This is a genomic window from Pseudomonas sp. D4002 (assembly GCF_013385665.1).
GTDB lineage: Bacteria > Pseudomonadota > Gammaproteobacteria > Pseudomonadales > Pseudomonadaceae > Aquipseudomonas.
Genome location: NZ_JACAPN010000012.1, coordinates 1 through 17,866, shown reverse-complemented (window position 1 = coordinate 17,866; position 17,866 = coordinate 1). Strand labels below are relative to the sequence as shown.

The following is a 17,866-nucleotide window of genomic DNA, read 5'->3' as shown; positions in this document are numbered from 1 at the left end:
GCGGTCGTTGCGAAAAGTTGTGAATTGCGCCTTAACGGTGACGCAGGCTGCGTTCCAGGCGGGCGATGCCTTCTTCCAGCATGGCCCGTGGGCAGCCGAAGTTCAGGCGCACGAATTGCTGGCTGTCATCGCCGAATTCAATCCCGGCGCTCAAGCCGACCCTGGCCTGTTCGAGGAAGAACCGTTGCGGGTCGTCCAGGCCCAGGGCGCTGCAATCCAGCCAGGCCAGGTAGGTGCCTTGAGGCGCATGCATGACCACGCCGGGCAGGCGGGTTTGCACGGCGTTCAGCAGGTAATCGCGGTTGGCTTGCAGGTAGGCCACCAGCGCCTGCAGCCAGTCGCCGCAGTCGCTGTAGGCCGCACGCGTGGCTTCCAGGCCCAGGGGGCTGACGCTGTCGACCATGCCGCAGCGGGCTTGGTTGAAGCGCTCGCGGATCTCGGGATTCTGGATCACCGCGAAGCAGGTCTTCAACCCGGCGACGTTATACGCCTTGCTCGCCGACATCAGGGTGATAGTGCGCTGGGCAATCTCGGGGCTGAGGCTGGCGGTGGGAATATGCCGGCGGCCGTCAAAGCACAGCTCGGCGTGGATTTCATCGGAGACGATCAGCGCACCCTGGTCCAGGCAGGCGCTGGCCACGGCCAGCAGTTCCTCACGGGGGAAGACCTTGCCCATCGGGTTGTGCGGGTTGCTCAACAGCAGTGCCCCGGCGCCGGTGAGGGCCTCACGCATTGCCGGCAACGGCGTGAGGTACGCGCCTTCGGCGCTCAGCTCAAATGGCACTTCGATCTTCGGCAGGTTCCAGTGGCCGGGCGCCAGGCGGATCGGGCGATAGTTGGGGGTTTGCAACACCACCGGTTGGCCGGGCTGCACAAATGCGTGCAGCGCCATGTTGAAACCAGGCTCGACCCCCGGCAGGAACAGCAACTCATCCGGCTGTACGCGCCAGGCGTACTTGGCCCACAGATCGGCGACGATCGTCTCGCGCACGCCATCGCAGGCCACGCTGTAGCCGAGGATCTGCTGACCCAGTCGCTCGTGCAACGCTTGAAGCACGGCCGGTGGGGCAGCGATGTCCATGTCGGCAATCCACATCGGCAGAACGTCTTGCGGGTAACGACTCCACTTGGTGCTGCCGGTGCCGAGGCGGGAGTGGATCGTGTCGAAATCAAAGCTCATGGGTGGCTCGTATCAGGGAGGCGGGCGTAGAAATGGCGCTGATTCTAGCGCCATTAATTTTACGCGCCAGCGCTGATTGCCGCCCGGGCGCCCGCTTGCCGGTCAAATGCCTCGGCCAACTGCGTGTGGGCCTGTTCCAGGCTGCGCTGCACGGCGGCTGCGCCACGCACCATGGCCCCCAGATAGACGAAATCCACCGCGTGAATGCCCACGGTTCCAAGGATCGCCTGCAGGTAGGGCGTGAGGAAGTCGGGCTCGCGGTTTTTTCGCGAACTGCCGGAGCTGACCAGTACAAAGGTGCGCCGGTCCTTGAGCAAGCCGACTTTCTCAAACTGCGGATTCACCGTGAAACTGCGGTGGATGCGCACCACATGGTCGATCCAGCACTTGAGGGCCGCCGGCACCGTGAAATTGTGCACGGGGGTGCAGATGATCAACAGGTCACAGGCTTCCAGCTCGACAATCAGTTGCTCGGAGCGCTCGGTTGCCGGGCCGCTCAGGCCGCCGGGCGTGGTCAGGGCGTTGGCGTATTCCCGAGTCAGCGCCGGCAAGCCCTGGCCGCCGTAGTCGCGTTCGACCACTTCGGCCTCGGGTGCCTGTTCGCGGAGCAGGGCGCGGGCCAGGCGGAAGGTCTGGGCGGCCTTGCCGTGGGGGCTGAAGCTCAGTAGCAGGGCGCGGGTCATTGGTCGAGGTCCTGTGAAAAGTGCATCCCCAGTGGCAGCAGGCCCTGGCGAAAATAGAAGCGTTGGGCCAGGGCCATGTGCATGCCGGTGTCCAGCACCAGGTAGCGATAGCCCAGGCGGCGGGTGTGCTGGCGTACCTCGTCCAGCAGGCGCGCACCCAGGCGTCGGCGTTGCAGGGAGGCGTCCACCACCAGGTCATCGACGTAGATAAAGCGCCCATACAGCAGGTTTTCCGTCAGGCGATAACCGGCCAGGCCCAGCACCTGGCCGTTTTCCCGGGCGGCCAGCAGGCGGTAGCCGGTTTCGCGCTGGCGCTGAATCTGCTGGACGAAGGCGTGCGGGTCTTCGAGCTTTGGCCGCAGTTGCTGCATAACGGCAAAGCAGGCCAGGCAGTCGGCGTCGCTTTCGATGTGCACAAACTCAACAGAGTCATTCATGGTTGCCGTGCTCCATGTGCGCTTTTACGGCGGCAGGGACTTTGCGAAAGCTGATGGCGACGCGGTTCAGGGCGTTCATCAGGGCGATAGCCAGGGTCAGGTCGGCAATTTCCTTGTCATCGAAGAGGGCCTTGGCCTCGGCATAGTGTTCGTCCGGCACCTCGGTTTGTGCGACCTGGGTGACCGACTCGGCCCAAGCTAACGCGGCGCGTTCACGCGGGCTGAACAACGGCAACGCTTCGCGCCAGGCGGCCAGCAGCATCAGCTTTTCCAGGCTCACGCCCTGTTTGAGCAGGTCGCGCGAATGTGAGTCCAGGCAGTAGGCGCAGCCGTTGAGTTGCGAGACCCGCAGGTACACCAGGTCAATCAATTCCTTCTCCAGGCCGCAGCCGTGGATGTAGCTGTGCACCGAGCCAAGGGCCTTGTAGCCGACGGGCGCCGCCAGGGCGTAGTCGAGACGGTGTTGCATGGGGTGCTCCTTGTTTCGTGAAGTGATGCCGTCAGTGTGGCGGCCGGGTCGCCGGCTCAATAGGGCCAAGAATGGACAAGCGGGTTGGGACAAGATCAGACTTCAGGGCTGATTCACTGTGAGCCGGATAACCATGTCGTCACTGCCCAAATACCAGGAGATCTACCGGCGCTTTCGCCAGGCCATCGACCAGGGCCAACTGCGCCCCGGTGAGCGGGTGCCGTCGGTGCGCAGCCTGGCCCAGGAACTGAAGGTGGCCCGGGGCACGGTGGAGACGGCCTACCAGTTGCTGGTGAGCGAAGGGTTCTTCCTGGCGCGGGGCCAGGCGGGAACAGTGGTGGCCGAGGCGCTGCCGCAGCGCTCGATCAAGTCGTTGCCGGTTGAACCCGAACCCGTGGCGCCGGCGTCGGCCCCGCGCCTGTTGCAGTTGGGCTTGCCGGCGCTCGACAGCTTTCCGCGCAAGCTGTGGGCGCGGCTGGTCACCCGGCAAGTGCGCCGAGCCGATGTGAACAGCCTGGCCATGGGCGATGTGCGTGGCGCCCGCTCGCTGCGTGTGGCGATCGCGCAATACCTGGCGCTGTACCGGGGCGTGGAGTGTTCGCCGGAGCAGGTGTTCGTGTGTGCCGGTTACTCGGCGTGCCTCGCGCTGGTGTGTGATGCGCTTCAGATGGCCGGCCAGCCATGCTGGTTCGAAGACCCGGGCTACCTGCATGCGCGGCAACTGCTGCTGCACCTGGGGGTGCAGTTGGTCCCGGTGCCGGTGGACCACGACGGGCTTGATGTGGAGGAGGGCGTACGGCGTGCGCCCGGCGCCCGGCTGGCGATTGTCACCCCGGCCCACCAGAGCCCGCTGGGGGTCGCCCTCGGTACTGCGCGGCGCCATCGCTTGCTCGATTGGGCACAGGCCCACGGCGGCTGGGTGGTGGAAGACGACTACGACAGTGAGTTTCGCTACAAGGGCCAGCCCCTGGCCGCGCTCAAGAGCCAGGACACGGCCGATCGGGTGATCTACTCCGGCAGTTTCAGCAAGATGCTCTTCCCGGGGCTGCGCCTGGGTTATCTGGTGGTGCCTCGGGCGCTGCTCCCGGCCTTTGAGGCCAGCGCCGGCGTGCTGCAAAACCGCAGCGCCGAATTGCTGCAAGCCACCACGGCGGACTTTCTCGACCAGGGCCATTTCACCCGTCACCTGAAAAAAATGCGCCAGCTCTACACCGCGCGGCGCGGCTTTCTGGTGGAGGCACTGGCCAGTCATTGCGGGGCGCTTTTGCAGGTGGATGAGCAGTCCGGCGGGATCAACCTGCTGGCGCGGCTGCGGGTGGACGTCTGCGATCAGGCCGTCGCTGCGGCCGCCGCACGTGCCGGGCTGGGGATACAGGCCGTGTCGGGCTGGAGTATCGAGCCCGGTGGTCAGCAAGGCCTGTTGATGGGCTTCACCAACCTGGCGACTCGCCAGCAAGCAGTGGAAGCGGCGCTGGTGTTGCGCGAGGTCATCGACGGCGCTTTATGAACACCGGTTGAACATCTTCATTCGCCACATCGGCCCCGAGCTTCTACCCTGAAGGCATAGCCCTCAGGACGCCAAGCGCTCATGTACAAAGACCTGAAGTTCCCGGTTCTGATCGTACACCGCGACATCAAGGCCGACACCGTTGCCGGCGACCGCGTCCGGGGCATCGCCCGGGAGCTTGAGCAGGAGGGCTTCAGTATCTTTTCGGCGGTGGACTACGCCGAGGGTCGCCTGGTGGCTTCGACCCATCACGGCCTGGCCTGCATGCTGATTGCCGCCGAGGGCGCCGGGGAAAATACCCATCTGATGCAAAACATGGTGGAGCTGATCCGCCTGGCGCGGGTGCGGGCGCCAAACCTGCCGATCTTCGCCCTCGGTGAGCAGGTCACCCTGGAAAACGCCCCAGCCGATGCCATGAGCGAGCTGAACCAGTTGCGGGGCATTCTTTATCTGTTTGAAGACACCGTGCCGTTTCTTGCCCGGCAAGTGGCCCGTGCGGCCCGCGCCTACCTGGATGGCCTGTTGCCGCCATTCTTCAAGGCCTTGGTGCAGCACACGGCGGATTCCAATTATTCCTGGCACACCCCCGGTCACGGCGGCGGCGTGGCCTATCGCAAGAGCCCGGTGGGGCAGGCGTTTCATCAGTTCTTCGGGGAAAATACCCTGCGTTCGGACTTGTCGGTGTCGGTGCCGGAGCTCGGCTCGCTGCTGGACCACACCGGCCCGTTGGCCGAAGCCGAGGCGCGGGCGGCGCGCAACTTCGGCGCCGATCACACCTACTTCGTGATCAATGGCACCTCCACCGCCAACAAGATCGTCTGGCACTCGATGGTGGGCCGGGATGACCTGGTGCTGGTGGACCGCAACTGTCACAAGTCGGTGTTGCATTCGATCATCATGACCGGCGCCATCCCGCTGTACCTGTGCCCGGAGCGCAATGAACTGGGGATCATCGGGCCGATTCCCCTGAGCGAGTTCAGCTCCGAGTCGATCCGCGCCAAGATCGACGCCAGCCCGCTGACCCGAGGCCGACCGGCCAGGGTCAAGCTGGCGGTGGTCACCAACTCCACCTATGACGGCCTGTGCTACAACGCCGAACTGATCAAGCAGCAACTGGGCAACAGCGTCGAGGTGCTGCACTTTGACGAGGCGTGGTATGCCTACGCGGCGTTTCATGAGTTCTTCGCCGGGCGCTACGGCATGGGCACCTCGCGCACGGCCGAGAGCCCGCTGGTGTTCACCACGCACTCCACCCACAAGCTGCTGGCGGCGTTCAGCCAGGCGTCGATGATCCATGTGCAGGATGGCGGCGTGCGCAAGCTGGACCGCGACCGCTTCAACGAAGCGTTCATGATGCATATTTCCACCTCGCCGCAGTACAGCATCATCGCCTCCCTGGATGTGGCGTCCGCAATGATGGAAGGGCCGGCGGGGCGTTCCTTGCTGCAGGAGATGTTTGACGAAGCCCTGAGCTTCCGACGTGCCCTGGCCAACCTGCGCCAGCACATCGCCGCTGAAGACTGGTGGTTTTCCATCTGGCAGCCGCCGCTGGTGGCGGGCATTGACCGGGTGGTGACCGCAGACTGGCTGCTGCAACCCCAGGCCGACTGGCATGGCTTTGGCGATATCGCCGAAGACTACGTGCTGCTGGACCCGATAAAAGTCACCCTGGTGATGCCTGGCCTGAATGCCGGCGGGGCTTTGAGCGAGTGCGGAATTCCCGCTGCGGTGGTCAGTAAATTCCTCTGGGAACGTGGGCTGGTGGTGGAAAAGACCGGGCTGTATTCGTTCCTCGTGCTGTTTTCCATGGGCATCACCAAAGGCAAGTGGAGTACCCTGCTCACCGAACTGCTGGAATTCAAGCGCAGTTATGACGCCAACGTGAGCCTTGCTGTCTGTTTGCCATCGGTGTTTCAGCAGGGCCCGGTGCGGTATCAGGGATTGGGTTTGAAGGATCTGTGCGACCAGTTGCACAGCTGTTACCGCAGCAATGCCACGGCCAAGCACCTGAAGCGGATGTACACGGTACTGCCGGAAATCGCGATGAAACCGGCCGACGCCTACGACCTGTTGGTCAAGGGCGAAGTCGAGGCGGTGTCCATCGACGCTTTGCCAGGTCGGGTCGCAGCGGTCATGCTGGTGCCTTACCCGCCGGGCATTCCGTTGATCATGCCGGGTGAGCGCTTTACCGAATCGACTCGCTCGATCATTGATTACCTGGCGTTTGCCAGGACGTTCGATAGCAGTTTCCCCGGCTTTGTTGCCGATGTTCATGGACTGCAACACGAAGATGACGGCAGTGGTCGTTGTTACACCGTCGACTGCATCAAGGGTTAAGGATGTTTATGCAAGCTGTAATGAACCCGAAGTACCCGGGCCTCAGTGTCCGGGTGGCTGACGAAGGATTTGACGCCTACGTGTGGGGGAACGACTTCAGCTTTGAAGTCAACGCCTACGGCAAGCCGGAAATGGGCAAGCGCGTCGACCAGTGGGCGGTGGAGCGTATCGTGCCGTACCGCAAATGCTACGGCATCGACCCCGAGGAGTTCGCCAGCTTCCGTGACGCGGCCGACAGTGCGGTGTTCATGGCCTACCTCGATGACCGGCCCGTGGGGCATATCGTGGTCAGCACCAACTGGAACGGCTTTGCCCATGTGGATGAGCTGGCGGTGGTCTTGCCCGCGCGGCGCCACGGGGTGGCCAAGGCGTTGCTGGACGTGGCGCAGTTCTGGAGCCGCAAGAAGAACCTGCCGGGGATGATGCTGGAGACCCAGAACAACAACCTCGGTGCCTGCCGGCTGTATGAGCGCTGCGGGTATGTGATGGGCGGGATCGACCACCTGCGCTATCGCGGGATTGATCCGCAGACGCGCGAAGTGGCGATTTTCTGGTATCGGTTGTTCAAGACAGAATTGGAAGCAGTCTGAGCTGCACCGATCAACTGTAGGAGCCGTCGAGCCCCAGCGAGGCCGCGATGGCGGTGTGTCAGGCAACCTCTTTATCGACTGTGCCGCCGCCTTCGCAGCCTCGCTGAAGCTCGACAGCTCCCACATTCGATTTGCGCAACTCAAGTACTTGCGACCGAACACACAGCTCCCAGACTTCCCCCGATCCCCTGTGGGAGCCGTCGAGCCCCAGCGAGGCCGCGATAGCGCTGTGTCAGGCAACGTCTTTATCGACTGTGCCGCCGCCTTCGCAGCCTCGCTAAAGCTCGACAGCTGCCACATTCGATTTGCGCAATTCAAGTACTTGCGACCGAACACACAACTCCCAGACTTCCCCCGACCCCCTGTGGGAGCCGTCGAGCCCCAGCGAGGCCGCGATGGCGGTGTGTCAGGCAACCTCTTTATCGACTGTGCCGCCGTCTTCGCAGCCTCGCTAAAGCTCGACAGCTCCTACATTCGATTTGCGCAACCCAAGTACTTGCGACCGAACACACAACTCCCAGACTTCCCCCGATCCCCTGTGGGAGCCGTCGAGCCCCGGCGAGGCCGCGATGGCGGTGTGTCAGGCAACCTCTTTATCGACTGTGCCGCCGCCTTCGCAGCCTCGCTGAAGCTCGACAGCTCCCACATTCGATTTGCGCAACCCAAGTACTTGCGACCGAACACACAACTCCCAGACTTCCCCCGATTCCCTGTGGGAGCCGTCGAGCCCCAGCGAGGCCGCGATAGCGGTGTGTCAGGCAACGTCTTTATCGACTGTGCCGCCGCCTTCGCAGTCTCGCCAAGGCCCGACAGCTCCCACATTCACGGCAATGTGCTTGTCAGCAGGTTTTCAGCCTTCTCGGTGACGATCTCCAGCAGCGCATTCAAGGCGGGCGATGGCTCGCTGCCCTTCAGGGTCAACGCATACAAGGTCACCACAATCGGCGGTGACAACGGGCACGCATCCAGCCCGGCTTCCCGTGCGCCGCTGGCGGTGAACGGGTCGACAATCGCCAGGCCTTCCCCGGCTTCTACCATGCTGCGCATCATCTGGTACGTCTGCACCCGCGTTTGCACCACCGGCAGCGGGCGCAGGGCTTGCAGCTTGCTGTCCAGCAGGCGGCTCAGCGGGTCCTGGCCTTCAAGGCCGATCATCGACTGCCCGGCCAGTTCCTGTAGCGCAATGTACTTCTGCCGAGGCTTCAGCCAGCCATGGGGCGCGAGCAATTGCAGCTTGCCGTGGGCCAGCGGTTGGCTGTGGATTTGCGGGTGTTCCGGGTCGTGCAGGCTCAGGCCGAGGTCGGCTTCGTGCAGCAGCAGGCTTTTGACGATGTCCCGGGTGGAATGGCTGGAGAGGTTGCACGGCGTGTCTTGGAAACGTCGGCGCAGCACGGCGATCGCCTGGGGCAGCAGTTGATTGGCCAGCGGCGGGGTGCACAGTGCGCGCAAGGGCGGGGCATGGTGGTGCTTCAGGCTGCTGGCCAGGCGTTGCACCGGCTCAAGGGCTGCATAGAGGTGGGCGATTTCGGCCTGCAGCTCAAGGGTTTCCCGGGTGGCCTGCAAGCGTCCGCGCACGCTGGCGAACAGCATGAAGCCCAACTGCAGCTCGGCATCCTTGAGGGTTGCGTCCACATCGGCCACGGGCAGTTGCAACCATTCGGCGGCGGTGCCGAGGTGTCCGGTCTGTAAAATCGCTTGAATGACTTCGATATGACGTAAACGCATGGCCGGAGTCTATGTTCAGCGCGACGTGGATTCAATGGCTCAGGCCCGAGCGTGGAAAAAAGACCCGCCACGGCAGCGCCCCAACTAGACTTGCACGATCAAGTCCCTTGGCGCCTGCAACCAGCAGGTCATACAAAGGGCGTATCAACCAGAGGATCCACGGGGGAGCCTTATCGATGCTCGGTAAAACAGACACGCGCGGGTTTTCGTTGTGGGACCTGTTGGTGGTGGTGCTGGTGGTCGGTGTGTTGGCGGTTGCGGTGGGGCCGCGGATCTTCGGCGACGTGACTCAGTCGGAAATCGCCACGGCCAAGGTCCAGTTGAAAGAGCTGGGCAAGGCAGTCGAGCGTTTTCATCAAGATGTAGGGCGTTATCCTACCGACGACGAGGGTCTGGCGGTGTTGACGGTTCAGCCAGCGGGAGAAGGGAAGTGGCGGGGCCCCTATCTCAAGGATCAGGACATGCTGACGGACCCTTGGGGCGTGGCCTATCAGTACCACTATCCTCCCAGCCAGGCCAAAACCCACTTTGATCTGTTCTCGTTCGGCAAGGACCGGACACTGGGAGGCGTCGGCGATAATGTTGATATCGCCTATGGGGAATAACGTCTTATGAAGCGTGGATCGTGGCGGATTCGCGGGTGATGATAGTGCCCGACTGAATCAGCCTGAACTCATCGCCATCCAGTTTTTCTACGCGGTCGCCAATGGCCAGCTTGTAGGTGGTGGTGGGCGCCGAGCCAGCCAGGCCGTCGAGGGGCGGGTTGGATTCCTGGAACTCATGCACCGAATAAACGCGACCTTCCGCGTCTCTGGCATGGAACTGTCCGACAAGTACTGCTGCCATCTGTTTAGAACCTCTGGAGATAAACACTCGATTTGCGGTTCTGTAGACCGTAGGAGAGCGGGGTAGTTTACCTATTGAAAAAAAATACTATTCGTTGACTTTTTCAGACATTACTTACAAATCCATCTGCGGTGTAAACGTCCCTGGGGATTGCAAAAACGCGCTGGTGATAGCGTCGCGCAGGCTCTATAACTACAAACTCCTTAAGTCAGAAATCGGGAAACCCCAATGAGCAAGGTCTACACGATTGCCGTACTGGTCGGCAGCTTGAGAAAAGAGTCGATCAACCGCAAGGTCGCCCTGGCACTGGCCGAGTTGGCGCCCGCCAACCTCAAGTTGAACATTGTCGAAATTGGCGATTTGCCGCTCTACAACGAGGACATCGACGGTGCTGCACCGCCGGCAGCCTACAGTACTTTCCGTCAACACGTGCGTTCATCCGACGCGGTGTTGTTTGTGACCCCCGAATACAACCGCTCCGTGCCGGGTGTATTGAAGAATGCGATTGACGTCGGTTCACGTCCTTATGGCCAGAGTGTCTTCAGCGGCAAGCCGGGTGCGGTGATCAGTGTGTCTCCCGGCGCCATCGGCGGTTTTGGGGCCAATCACCATTTGCGCCAGTCGCTGGTGTTTCTCGATGTGCCGTGCATGCAGCAGCCGGAAGCCTATCTGGGCGGTGCGGGCAGCGTGTTCGATGAGTCGGGCAAGGTCTCGGAAAAGACCAAGCCGTTTTTGCAGGCGTTTATCGACGCCTATGGCAAGTGGGTGGAAAAACAGCACGGCTGATCAGCCGTGCGAAAAAAGACCCCGCTATTTAAGCGGGGTCTTTTTTGTCTGCGGTCAGGCCGCGTGGTCGGCCACTATGGCGCTATTAACGCAGCCAGTTGGTTTTCGCCAACTCGATCACCTCATCACCGCGTCCGCTCATCACCGCCTTGAGCATGTACAGGCTGAAGCCCTTGGCCTGTTCCAGCTTGATGCTCGGCGGCATCACCAGTTCCTGGGTGGCGGTGACCACGTCCACCAGCACCGGGCCGTCGTGGGCCAGTGCGCGGCGCAGGGCCGGTTCCAGGTCTTCGGACTGCTCTACGCGAATACCGAGGATGCCCATGGCGTTGGACATGGCGGCAAAGTCCGGGTTTTTCAGCTCGGTGCCGGTATCCAGGTAGCCCGCCGCTTTCATCTCCATGGCGACGAAGCCCAAAGAAGAGTTGTTGAACACCACCAGCTTCACCGGCAGGTTCAGCTGCGCCAGGCTGATGAAGTCACCCATCAGCATGGTGAACCCACCGTCACCGGACATCGAAATCACCTGGCGCCCGGGAAACGCGGCTTGCGCACCGATGGCCTGGGGCATGGCGTTGGCCATCGAGCCATGGTTGAACGAGCCGATCAACCGGCGCTTGCCGTTCATTTTCAAGTAACGCGCCGCCCAGACTGTCGGCGAGCCCACGTCGGCGGTGAAGATTGCGTCGTCGTCCGCCAGTTCGCTGAGCAGGCGCGCGACATACTGCGGGTGAATTGGCCTGCCGGCCTTTGACGGTTCCGCCAGGTCATCCAGCCCTTGGCGGGCTTTTTCATAATGCTTGAGCGAGGTTTCGAGGAAGCTGCGGTCCGTCTTGCGGGTCAGGCGCGGCAGCAGCGCCTGGATGGTCTCGCTGACGTCAGCTGCAATGCCCAGGTCCAGCGTGGCACGCCGGCCCAGTGCCTGTGGGTTGCGGTCGACCTGGATAATTTTTGCGTCGGTCGGGTAGAACTGGCGATACGGGAAGTCGGTGCCGAGCATGATCAGCGTGTCGCAGTTGAGCATGGCGTGGTAGCCGGAGCTGAAGCCGATCAGGCCGGTCATGCCGACGTCGAACGGGTTGTCCCACTCCACATGTTCCTTGCCGCGCAGGGCATGCACCACGGGCGCGCCGAGGGCGTCGGCCAGGGCCACCACCTCATCGTGGGCGCCGGCACAGCCGCTGCCACACAGCAGGGTGACTTTGCCGCTGTGTTCGAGGATGTCGGTGAGGCGTTGCAGGTCCTGTTCCGCCGGCAACGTGCGCGGTGCCAGCAGGGCCGGCCATGGTTTGAATTTATCTTCTACTTCCAACAGTGACACATCCCCCGGAATCACCACCACCGCTACGCCGCGATTGAGGATCGCCGAGCGCATGGCACGGTGCAGCACGTGAGGCATCTGCTCGGGGTTGGTCACCAGCTCGATAAAGTGGCTGCACTCCTTGAACAGTTCCTGGGGATGGGTTTCCTGGAAGTAGTTCAGGCCGATCTCGGAGGAGGGGATCTGTGCGGCAATGGCCAGTACTGGCACGTGGTTGCGATGGCAATCGAACAGGCCATTGATCAAGTGCAGGTTGCCGGGGCCGCAGCTGCCGGCGCATACGGTCAGCTCGCCGGTGGCGGCGGCTTCGGCACCGGCGGCAAACGCGGCCACTTCTTCGTGGCGCACATGCATCCACTCGATGCTGTCCATGGTGCGCAGGGAGTCGGTCAGGCCGTTGAGGCTGTCGCCGGTCAGGCCCCAGATGCGCTTGATGCCCGCCTGTTCAAGGGTGGTCGCCAATTGCTGGGCCAGGGTGATTTTCGCCATGAAGAACTCCAATCGTCAGTGAGGGTAAAAAGCTGCTGATCAGTTAAGGACAGTTCCATGGCGCTGAATGCTCCCCGCTCAATGTGAAGAATTGGTCATCGCAGCGCGATATTGCCGAGTGCGGCGGGCGATAAACAGTTGGTCTTTTATCAACGCCAGCAGCGGCGTCACCCCGGGTTTCGGCTGGCGGCCACGGCTCAGGCGGCGAAGCTGATAGCGCACCACTGCCATGCTCGCCAGGCTGGCCAGGGGTTTGCGCTTCCAGCGGATCGGCGGCAATTGCGGGTTGAGATCGCGGCCGGCGCGCCATTGCTTGATCAGGTGCGGCTCCAGGGTCAGCGCGGTGGCGATCCCGGCCATGGCGATGCCGCTGTCCAGGACTTGCTGCACGATCGGCAAGCGCCGGATGCCGCCGGTGACCATCACCGGCATGTTGGCGACTTTCGCCAGGTCGCTGGCCATCTCGATGAAATAGGCTTCGCGGGCCAGGGTGCGTCCGTCGCGAGCCTCGCCTTGCATGGCCGGGGCTTCGTAGCTGCCGCCGGACAGTTCCAGCAGGTCGATGGCCAGCGGGTTGAGCAGCTCGACCACGGCGTGGGCGTCGGCGGCGTCAAAGCCACCGCGCTGGAAGTCGGCGGAATTGAGTTTCACCGCCACGCAGAAATCCGCGCTCACGGCGGCGCGCACGGCCTTGATCACCTCCAGCAGCAGCCGCGCACGGTTTTCCAGGCTGCCGCCCCAGCGGTCTGTGCGCTGGTTGCTCAAGGGCGAGAGAAACTGGCTGAGCAGGTAGCCGTGGGCCGCGTGAATCTGCGCGCCGCTGAAGCCGGCCTTTTCGGCGAGACGCGCGCTGGTGGCGAAGCGCGTGATGACGTCCTGGATATCTTCTTCGGTCATGGCCTTGGGTTGGGCGAACATCTTCGAAAAGCCGCCGAGATCGAGGGCCACCGCCGAAGGTGCCAGGGCCTGCTGGCCGAGGTTGGCCATGGTCTGACGGCCCGGGTGGTTGAGCTGCACCCAGAACTGCGCGCCCTTGGCCCGGCCAATCGCGGCCCATTGGCGAAACTTGTCCAGGTGACGTTCGTCTTCCAGCACCACGCCGCCGGGGCCGGTCATGGCACGGCGATCAATCATCACGTTGCCGGTCAGGATCAGGCCGGGCTCGCCGTCGGCCCAGGCTTGATACAAGCGCATCAGGGCCTCGGAAGGCGCCTGGTTCGCATCCGCCATGTTCTCTTCCATCGCCGCCTTGGCGATGCGGTTACTGATGAGCTGGCCGTTGGGCAATTGCAACGCTTCAAAGGGCGACATGCTTGACTCCTCACATTGGGAGCGCTCAGGCTAAGCTTAAAGGTCACTTTAAGGTCAATGGGGTTGGCGATGAATATTGGTGAACTGGCGGAACGCAGCGGCTTGGCAGCCTCGAAGATTCGTTTTTACGAAGCCCAGGGGCTGATCCAGGTCGAGCGACAAGGTAATGGCTATCGCCGTTATCCCATGCAGACGTTGCAGACGCTGCAATTGATCCAGGGCGCTCAGCGCGCCGGTTTCAGCTTGCAGGAGTTGAAGGCGCTGATGCCCGACGATTCGCCGAGCGAGGCGAAACGCGCCGATATCGTCTTGAGGCTTGAGCGCAGGATTGCGCAGATAGAAGAGCTTCAAGCCCGAATGGACCAGAGCAAGGCAGAGTTACGCGCGGTGATCGCCACGATCCAGGCGCACCCGGAAGGCACGCCGTGCACCCAGGCACAGGACAAGGTCTGGGCCTCAATCGAGGCGCATAAAAAAACGCCGCGCATCTGACGATACGCGGCGTTCGTTTACAGCAACAAAACCTTAGGCTTGAACCACAGGAATGTTGGCGCTTGCAGCAATTTCACGGAACTCGGCGATCTGGTCAAAACTCAGGTAGCGATACACGTCGCTGGCCATGGTGTTGATCTTCGCGGCGTATTCCATGTACTCCTCGACGGTCGGCAGGCGACCCAGGATGGAAGCCACCGACGCCAGCTCGGCCGAAGCCAGGTAGACGTTTGCGCCGTCACCCAGACGGTTCGGGAAGTTACGGGTCGACGTCGACACAACTGTCGAGTTCGGCTCTACACGTGCCTGGTTACCCATGCACAGCGAGCAGCCCGGCATTTCCATGCGCGCGCCAGCCTTGCCGTAGATGCCGTAGTAGCCTTCTTCGGTCAGTTGGTGAGCGTCCATCTTGGTCGGCGGCGACAGCCACAGACGGGTTGGCAGCTGACCCTTGACCTGATCCAGCAGTTTACCGGCAGCGCGGAAGTGACCGATGTTGGTCATGCACGAACCGATGAACACTTCGTCGATCTTCTCGCCAGCAACGCTGGACAGCAGACGGGCGTCGTCCGGATCGTTTGGCGCGCAGAGCACAGGCTCCTTGATGTCGGCCAGGTCGATCTCGATGATTTCAGCGTATTCGGCGTCAGCATCGGCAACCATCAGCTCAGGGTTGGCAACCCAGGCTTCCATCGCTTGGGCACGACGTTCCAGGGTGCGCGCATCGCCGTAGCCTTCACCGATCATCCAGCGCAGCAGGGTGATGTTGGAGTTCAGGTACTCGGTGATGGATTCTTTCGACAGCTTGATGGTGCAACCGGCAGCCGAACGTTCAGCCGAGGCGTCGGACAGCTCGAAGGCTTGTTCGATGCTCAGGTTGTCCAGGCCTTCGATTTCCAGGATGCGGCCGGAGAAGGCGTTCTTCTTGCCTTTCTTCTCTACGGTCAGCAGGCCAGCCTGGATCGCGTAGTAAGGAATGGCGTGAACCAGGTCACGCAGGGTGATACCAGGTTGCATTTCACCTTTGAAACGCACCAGGATCGATTCCGGCATGTCCAGCGGCATGACGCCGGTGGCGGCGGCGAACGCTACCAGGCCGGAACCGGCCGGGAACGAAATGCCCATCGGGAAACGGGTGTGGGAGTCACCACCGGTACCGACGGTGTCCGGCAGCAGCATGCGGTTCAGCCAGCTGTGGATGATGCCGTCGCCCGGACGCAGCGATACGCCGCCACGGGTCATGATGAAGTCAGGCAGGGTGTGGTGGGTGGTCACGTCGATCGGCTTTGGATAGGCCGCGGTATGGCAGAACGACTGCATTACCAGATCGGTGGAGAAGCCCAGGCACGCCAGGTCTTTCAGTTCGTCACGGGTCATGGGACCGGTGGTGTCCTGGGAGCCGACGGTGGTCATCTTCGGTTCGCAGTAGGTGCCTGGACGAACGCCAGCCACGCCGCAGGCCTTGCCGACCATTTTCTGCGCCAGGGTGTAGCCCTTGTCGCTTTCAGCCGGGGCTTCCGGCAGTTTGAACAGGGTCGAAGGTGGCAGACCCAGCTCGGCGCGAGCCTTTTCGGTCAGGCCACGGCCGATGATCAGCGGGATACGACCGCCGGCACGGACTTCGTCCAACAGGACCGGGGTCTTCATTTCGAAGGTGGTCAGGACTTCATCGCTGTTGTGCTTGGTGACTTTGCCAGCATGCGGGTACAGGTCGATCACATCGCCCATGTTCATGTTGGTAACGTCGAACTCGATTGGCAGTGCGCCGGCATCTTCCATGGTGTTGTAGAAGATTGGAGCGATCTTGCTGCCGAAGCAGAAGCCGCCAGCGCGCTTGTTCGGCACGTAAGGCACGTCGTCGCCGAAGAACCACAGTACCGAGTTGGTGGCCGATTTACGCGACGAACCGGTACCGACCACGTCACCGACGTAGGCGATCGGGAAGCCCTGGCCGCGCATTTCTTCGATCTGCTTCATCGGGCCGGTCTTGCCTTGCTCATCCGGCACGATGCCTTCACGGGCCATTTTCAGCATGGCCAGGGCGTGCAGCGGGATGTCAGGACGGGACCAGGCGTCCGGGGCAGGGGACAGGTCGTCGGTGTTGGTTTCGCCGGTGACCTTGAACACGCGCAGGCTGATCTTGTCGGCCAGGGTCGGGCGGTTCTTGAACCACTCGCCGTCGGCCCAGGACTGGATCACGGCTTTGGCGTGTTCGTTGCCGTTCCTGGCTTTTTCCGCGACGTCGTGGAAAGCATCGAACATCAGCAGGGTGTGCTTGAGTTGGGCGGCAGCGACGGGGGCCAGGGTGGCGTCGTCCAGCAGCTCGACCAGGGTCACGATGTTGTAGCCGCCTTGCATGGTGCCGAGCAGTTCAACAGCGCGTTTCTTGTCGATCAGGGGAGAAGTAGCTTCGCCCTTGGCCAGGGCAGACAGGAAACCGGCCTTGACGTAGGCAGCTTCGTCAACGCCTGGTGGAATGCGGTTGGTGATCAGGTCAACGAGGAATTCTTCTTCGCCAGCCGGGGGATTTTTCAGCAGCTCGACCAGGCCTGCGGTTTGTTCGGCGTTAAGCGGCTGGGGAACGATACCCAGGGCTGCACGCTCTTCGATATGTTTGCGGTAGGCTTCAAGCACAGTTATTACCCTCATCAGTGGTCCCACGGGACGCTCATCCAGAAATGCACGGCACGCATGCGCTCAGGGGCTTTTTGGGCCGTAGAGCCAGCGCTGCCGGCAATCCTCACAGAAGCTGCTTTCAAAGTTTTACGCCTGCAGAACGGAGCTGATGAGGGTTGGCGCTGGCTATTTACCGGGTAAATAACCATCGCCAACACCGTTCTTTAGGAACGACTGTGCTCGTGACGCTTTGAAAACAGCTTCCAACGGATTATTGGCGCCTTACAAGGCCGGATGATTCTACGGCAAAAAAATTCTAAACGTAAGTTGCCGCGCCAAGTTTGCAGGGTGATCAACCTTAGACAAAGGGCTAACATGTGCAACTGTTTCGCTGATTTGTGCGTTGTCGACCATGTCTAACCAAACCATCAAGACCCCCTGCGTAGGCCTGTGCTCCACGGTTTACGGCGATCTTGTGTGCCGGGGGTGCAAGCGGTTTCACCATGAGGTGATTCAGTGGAACGGGTATAACGAGGAAGAAAAACGTGCGGTGTGGCTGCGGCTGGAGCAGTTGTTGGTGCAGGTGATGGCCGGGAAGCTTGAGGTGTTTGACCCTAAAATGCTGCGGGGGCAGCTGGAGCAGCGCAAGATTCGGTTTGTTCCGCATCAGTCGGAGTACTGCTGGGCCTATCAGTTGATTGCCCGGGGGGCTCGGGTGATCAGTAATCTTGAGGCTTATGGGATGGTATTGATGCCGGAGTTTCGGGATTGGGGGTTGCCTGAGTTGCGGGATGCGATTGATCGGGAGTTTTTTATTTTGTCCGAGGCGCATTATCAGCGGTATATCGCTCCGGGGTTTCTCAGGGATGCGTTTGGGGGGTGATTGAGTACATATCCGTTATTTGGGTAACGGCCGCTTATGGTTCCGCTCTTACAGCGGCTCACTTTGGAAAAGCCCCAAAGTAAGCAAAGGGCTCTGCCCCGCCTGTCGGCACCTCGCCTAGGCTCGGTGTTCCCTCACTCCGGCATTGCTCCGCGGGCCGCCGCGACGGGCCATCCATGGCCCGGCGCGGCTAA

General features: G+C 61.9%; 16 protein-coding genes. 7 read left to right on the top strand and 9 right to left on the bottom strand.

The annotated features are described in order from the left end of the window. Positions 1–31 precede the first annotated feature (31 nt). Genes HX824_RS04850 through HX824_RS04835 form a run of 4 tightly spaced genes read right to left on the bottom strand, consistent with a single transcriptional unit; the run spans position 32 to position 2,769 of the window. Positions 32–1,180, bottom strand: coding sequence for a MalY/PatB family protein (locus HX824_RS04850; protein WP_177054205.1), 1,149 nt, complete (start codon positions 1,178–1,180; stop codon positions 32–34). Between the two features lie 59 nt (positions 1,181–1,239). Then, positions 1,240–1,863 (bottom strand): FMN-dependent NADH-azoreductase, encoded by a 624-nt coding sequence (locus HX824_RS04845; RefSeq protein ID WP_102605240.1) that lies wholly within the window; start codon positions 1,861–1,863, stop codon positions 1,240–1,242. Further along, a complete protein-coding gene (locus HX824_RS04840) occupies positions 1,860–2,300 on the bottom strand; it encodes a GNAT family N-acetyltransferase (protein WP_087693842.1) in 441 nt (146 codons plus the stop codon). The genes HX824_RS04845 and HX824_RS04840 overlap by 4 nt, the downstream gene beginning before the upstream one ends. Further along, positions 2,293–2,769 carry a carboxymuconolactone decarboxylase family protein gene (locus tag HX824_RS04835; RefSeq protein WP_003217021.1) on the bottom strand — a complete coding sequence of 159 codons (477 nt, stop codon included), beginning with the start codon at positions 2,767–2,769 and terminating at the stop codon, positions 2,293–2,295. The genes HX824_RS04840 and HX824_RS04835 overlap by 8 nt, the downstream gene beginning before the upstream one ends. Positions 2,770–2,902: 133 nt before the next feature. On the opposite strand from HX824_RS04835, the gene HX824_RS04830 reads away from it, so the two are divergent. The 3 genes from HX824_RS04830 (at position 2,903) to HX824_RS04820 (ending at position 7,203) form a co-directional block, all read left to right on the top strand. Beyond that, positions 2,903–4,276, top strand: a complete 1,374-nt coding sequence (locus tag HX824_RS04830) for a PLP-dependent aminotransferase family protein (RefSeq protein ID WP_177054204.1) — start codon at positions 2,903–2,905, stop codon at positions 4,274–4,276. Positions 4,277–4,357: 81 nt separating this feature from the next. Further along, positions 4,358–6,613, top strand: coding sequence for an arginine/lysine/ornithine decarboxylase (locus HX824_RS04825; RefSeq protein ID WP_177054203.1), 2,256 nt, complete (start codon positions 4,358–4,360; stop codon positions 6,611–6,613). Between the two features lie 20 nt (positions 6,614–6,633). Next, positions 6,634–7,203 (top strand): GNAT family N-acetyltransferase, encoded by a 570-nt coding sequence (locus tag HX824_RS04820; RefSeq protein ID WP_003217028.1) that lies wholly within the window; start codon positions 6,634–6,636, stop codon positions 7,201–7,203. 822 nt (positions 7,204–8,025) lie between these two features. Here HX824_RS04820 and HX824_RS04815 read toward each other — a convergent pair. Further along, positions 8,026–8,928, bottom strand: a complete 903-nt coding sequence (locus HX824_RS04815; protein ID WP_008431332.1) for a LysR substrate-binding domain-containing protein — start codon at positions 8,926–8,928, stop codon at positions 8,026–8,028. A gap of 176 nt (positions 8,929–9,104) precedes the next feature. Here HX824_RS04815 and gspG point away from each other — a divergent pair, with 176 nt between their 5' ends. Then, positions 9,105–9,533, top strand: coding sequence for a type II secretion system major pseudopilin GspG (gene gspG, locus HX824_RS04810; RefSeq protein ID WP_003209249.1), 429 nt, complete (start codon positions 9,105–9,107; stop codon positions 9,531–9,533). A 4-nt stretch (positions 9,534–9,537) separates the two neighbouring features. Here gspG and HX824_RS04805 read toward each other — a convergent pair whose 3' ends face one another. Continuing rightward, positions 9,538–9,774, bottom strand: coding sequence for a hypothetical protein (locus tag HX824_RS04805; protein ID WP_003209248.1), 237 nt, complete (start codon positions 9,772–9,774; stop codon positions 9,538–9,540). Positions 9,775–10,002: 228 nt separating this feature from the next. Here HX824_RS04805 and HX824_RS04800 point away from each other — a divergent pair, with 228 nt between their 5' ends. Continuing rightward, positions 10,003–10,560, top strand: coding sequence for an NADPH-dependent FMN reductase (locus HX824_RS04800; RefSeq protein WP_008431334.1), 558 nt, complete (start codon positions 10,003–10,005; stop codon positions 10,558–10,560). 85 nt (positions 10,561–10,645) lie between these two features. On the opposite strand, the gene poxB is transcribed toward HX824_RS04800, so the two are convergent. Beyond that, positions 10,646–12,370 carry a ubiquinone-dependent pyruvate dehydrogenase gene (poxB, locus tag HX824_RS04795; protein ID WP_008431335.1) on the bottom strand — a complete coding sequence of 575 codons (1,725 nt, stop codon included), beginning with the start codon at positions 12,368–12,370 and terminating at the stop codon, positions 10,646–10,648. A 78-nt stretch (positions 12,371–12,448) separates the two neighbouring features. Continuing rightward, positions 12,449–13,681, bottom strand: coding sequence for an NADH:flavin oxidoreductase/NADH oxidase family protein (locus tag HX824_RS04790; protein WP_177054202.1), 1,233 nt, complete (start codon positions 13,679–13,681; stop codon positions 12,449–12,451). Positions 13,682–13,750: 69 nt separating this feature from the next. Between HX824_RS04790 and HX824_RS04785 the strand changes: the two genes are divergently transcribed. Then, positions 13,751–14,173, top strand: coding sequence for a MerR family transcriptional regulator (locus HX824_RS04785; RefSeq protein WP_008431339.1), 423 nt, complete (start codon positions 13,751–13,753; stop codon positions 14,171–14,173). A gap of 33 nt (positions 14,174–14,206) precedes the next feature. Here the strand turns inward: HX824_RS04785 and acnB are convergent, their stop codons facing one another. Continuing rightward, positions 14,207–16,807, bottom strand: a complete 2,601-nt coding sequence (acnB, locus tag HX824_RS04780) for a bifunctional aconitate hydratase 2/2-methylisocitrate dehydratase (RefSeq protein ID WP_003209239.1) — start codon at positions 16,805–16,807, stop codon at positions 14,207–14,209. A gap of 394 nt (positions 16,808–17,201) precedes the next feature. Between acnB and HX824_RS04775 the strand changes: the two genes are divergently transcribed. Then, positions 17,202–17,672, top strand: coding sequence for a DUF1289 domain-containing protein (locus HX824_RS04775; protein ID WP_093197112.1), 471 nt, complete (start codon positions 17,202–17,204; stop codon positions 17,670–17,672). Positions 17,673–17,866: the final 194 nt, after the last annotated feature.

Excerpts from the sequence above, each read along its gene's own strand:
- HX824_RS04850 (WP_177054205.1), bottom strand. The coding sequence starts at position 1,180 with ATGAGCTTTGATTTCGACACGATCCACTCCCGCCTCGGCACCGGCAGC.
- HX824_RS04845 (WP_102605240.1), bottom strand. The coding sequence starts at position 1,863 with ATGACCCGCGCCCTGCTACTGAGCTTCAGCCCCCACGGCAAGGCCGCC.
- HX824_RS04840 (WP_087693842.1), bottom strand. The coding sequence starts at position 2,300 with ATGAATGACTCTGTTGAGTTTGTGCACATCGAAAGCGACGCCGACTGC.
- HX824_RS04835 (WP_003217021.1), bottom strand. The coding sequence starts at position 2,769 with ATGCAACACCGTCTCGACTACGCCCTGGCGGCGCCCGTCGGCTACAAG.
- HX824_RS04830 (WP_177054204.1), top strand. The coding sequence starts at position 2,903 with ATGTCGTCACTGCCCAAATACCAGGAGATCTACCGGCGCTTTCGCCAG.
- HX824_RS04825 (WP_177054203.1), top strand. The coding sequence starts at position 4,358 with ATGTACAAAGACCTGAAGTTCCCGGTTCTGATCGTACACCGCGACATC.
- HX824_RS04820 (WP_003217028.1), top strand. The coding sequence starts at position 6,634 with ATGAACCCGAAGTACCCGGGCCTCAGTGTCCGGGTGGCTGACGAAGGA.
- HX824_RS04815 (WP_008431332.1), bottom strand. The coding sequence starts at position 8,928 with ATGCGTTTACGTCATATCGAAGTCATTCAAGCGATTTTACAGACCGGA.
- gspG (WP_003209249.1), top strand. The coding sequence starts at position 9,105 with ATGCTCGGTAAAACAGACACGCGCGGGTTTTCGTTGTGGGACCTGTTG.
- HX824_RS04805 (WP_003209248.1), bottom strand. The coding sequence starts at position 9,774 with ATGGCAGCAGTACTTGTCGGACAGTTCCATGCCAGAGACGCGGAAGGT.
- HX824_RS04800 (WP_008431334.1), top strand. The coding sequence starts at position 10,003 with ATGAGCAAGGTCTACACGATTGCCGTACTGGTCGGCAGCTTGAGAAAA.
- poxB (WP_008431335.1), bottom strand. The coding sequence starts at position 12,370 with ATGGCGAAAATCACCCTGGCCCAGCAATTGGCGACCACCCTTGAACAG.
- HX824_RS04790 (WP_177054202.1), bottom strand. The coding sequence starts at position 13,681 with ATGTCGCCCTTTGAAGCGTTGCAATTGCCCAACGGCCAGCTCATCAGT.
- HX824_RS04785 (WP_008431339.1), top strand. The coding sequence starts at position 13,751 with ATGAATATTGGTGAACTGGCGGAACGCAGCGGCTTGGCAGCCTCGAAG.
- HX824_RS04775 (WP_093197112.1), top strand. The coding sequence starts at position 17,202 with ATGTCTAACCAAACCATCAAGACCCCCTGCGTAGGCCTGTGCTCCACG.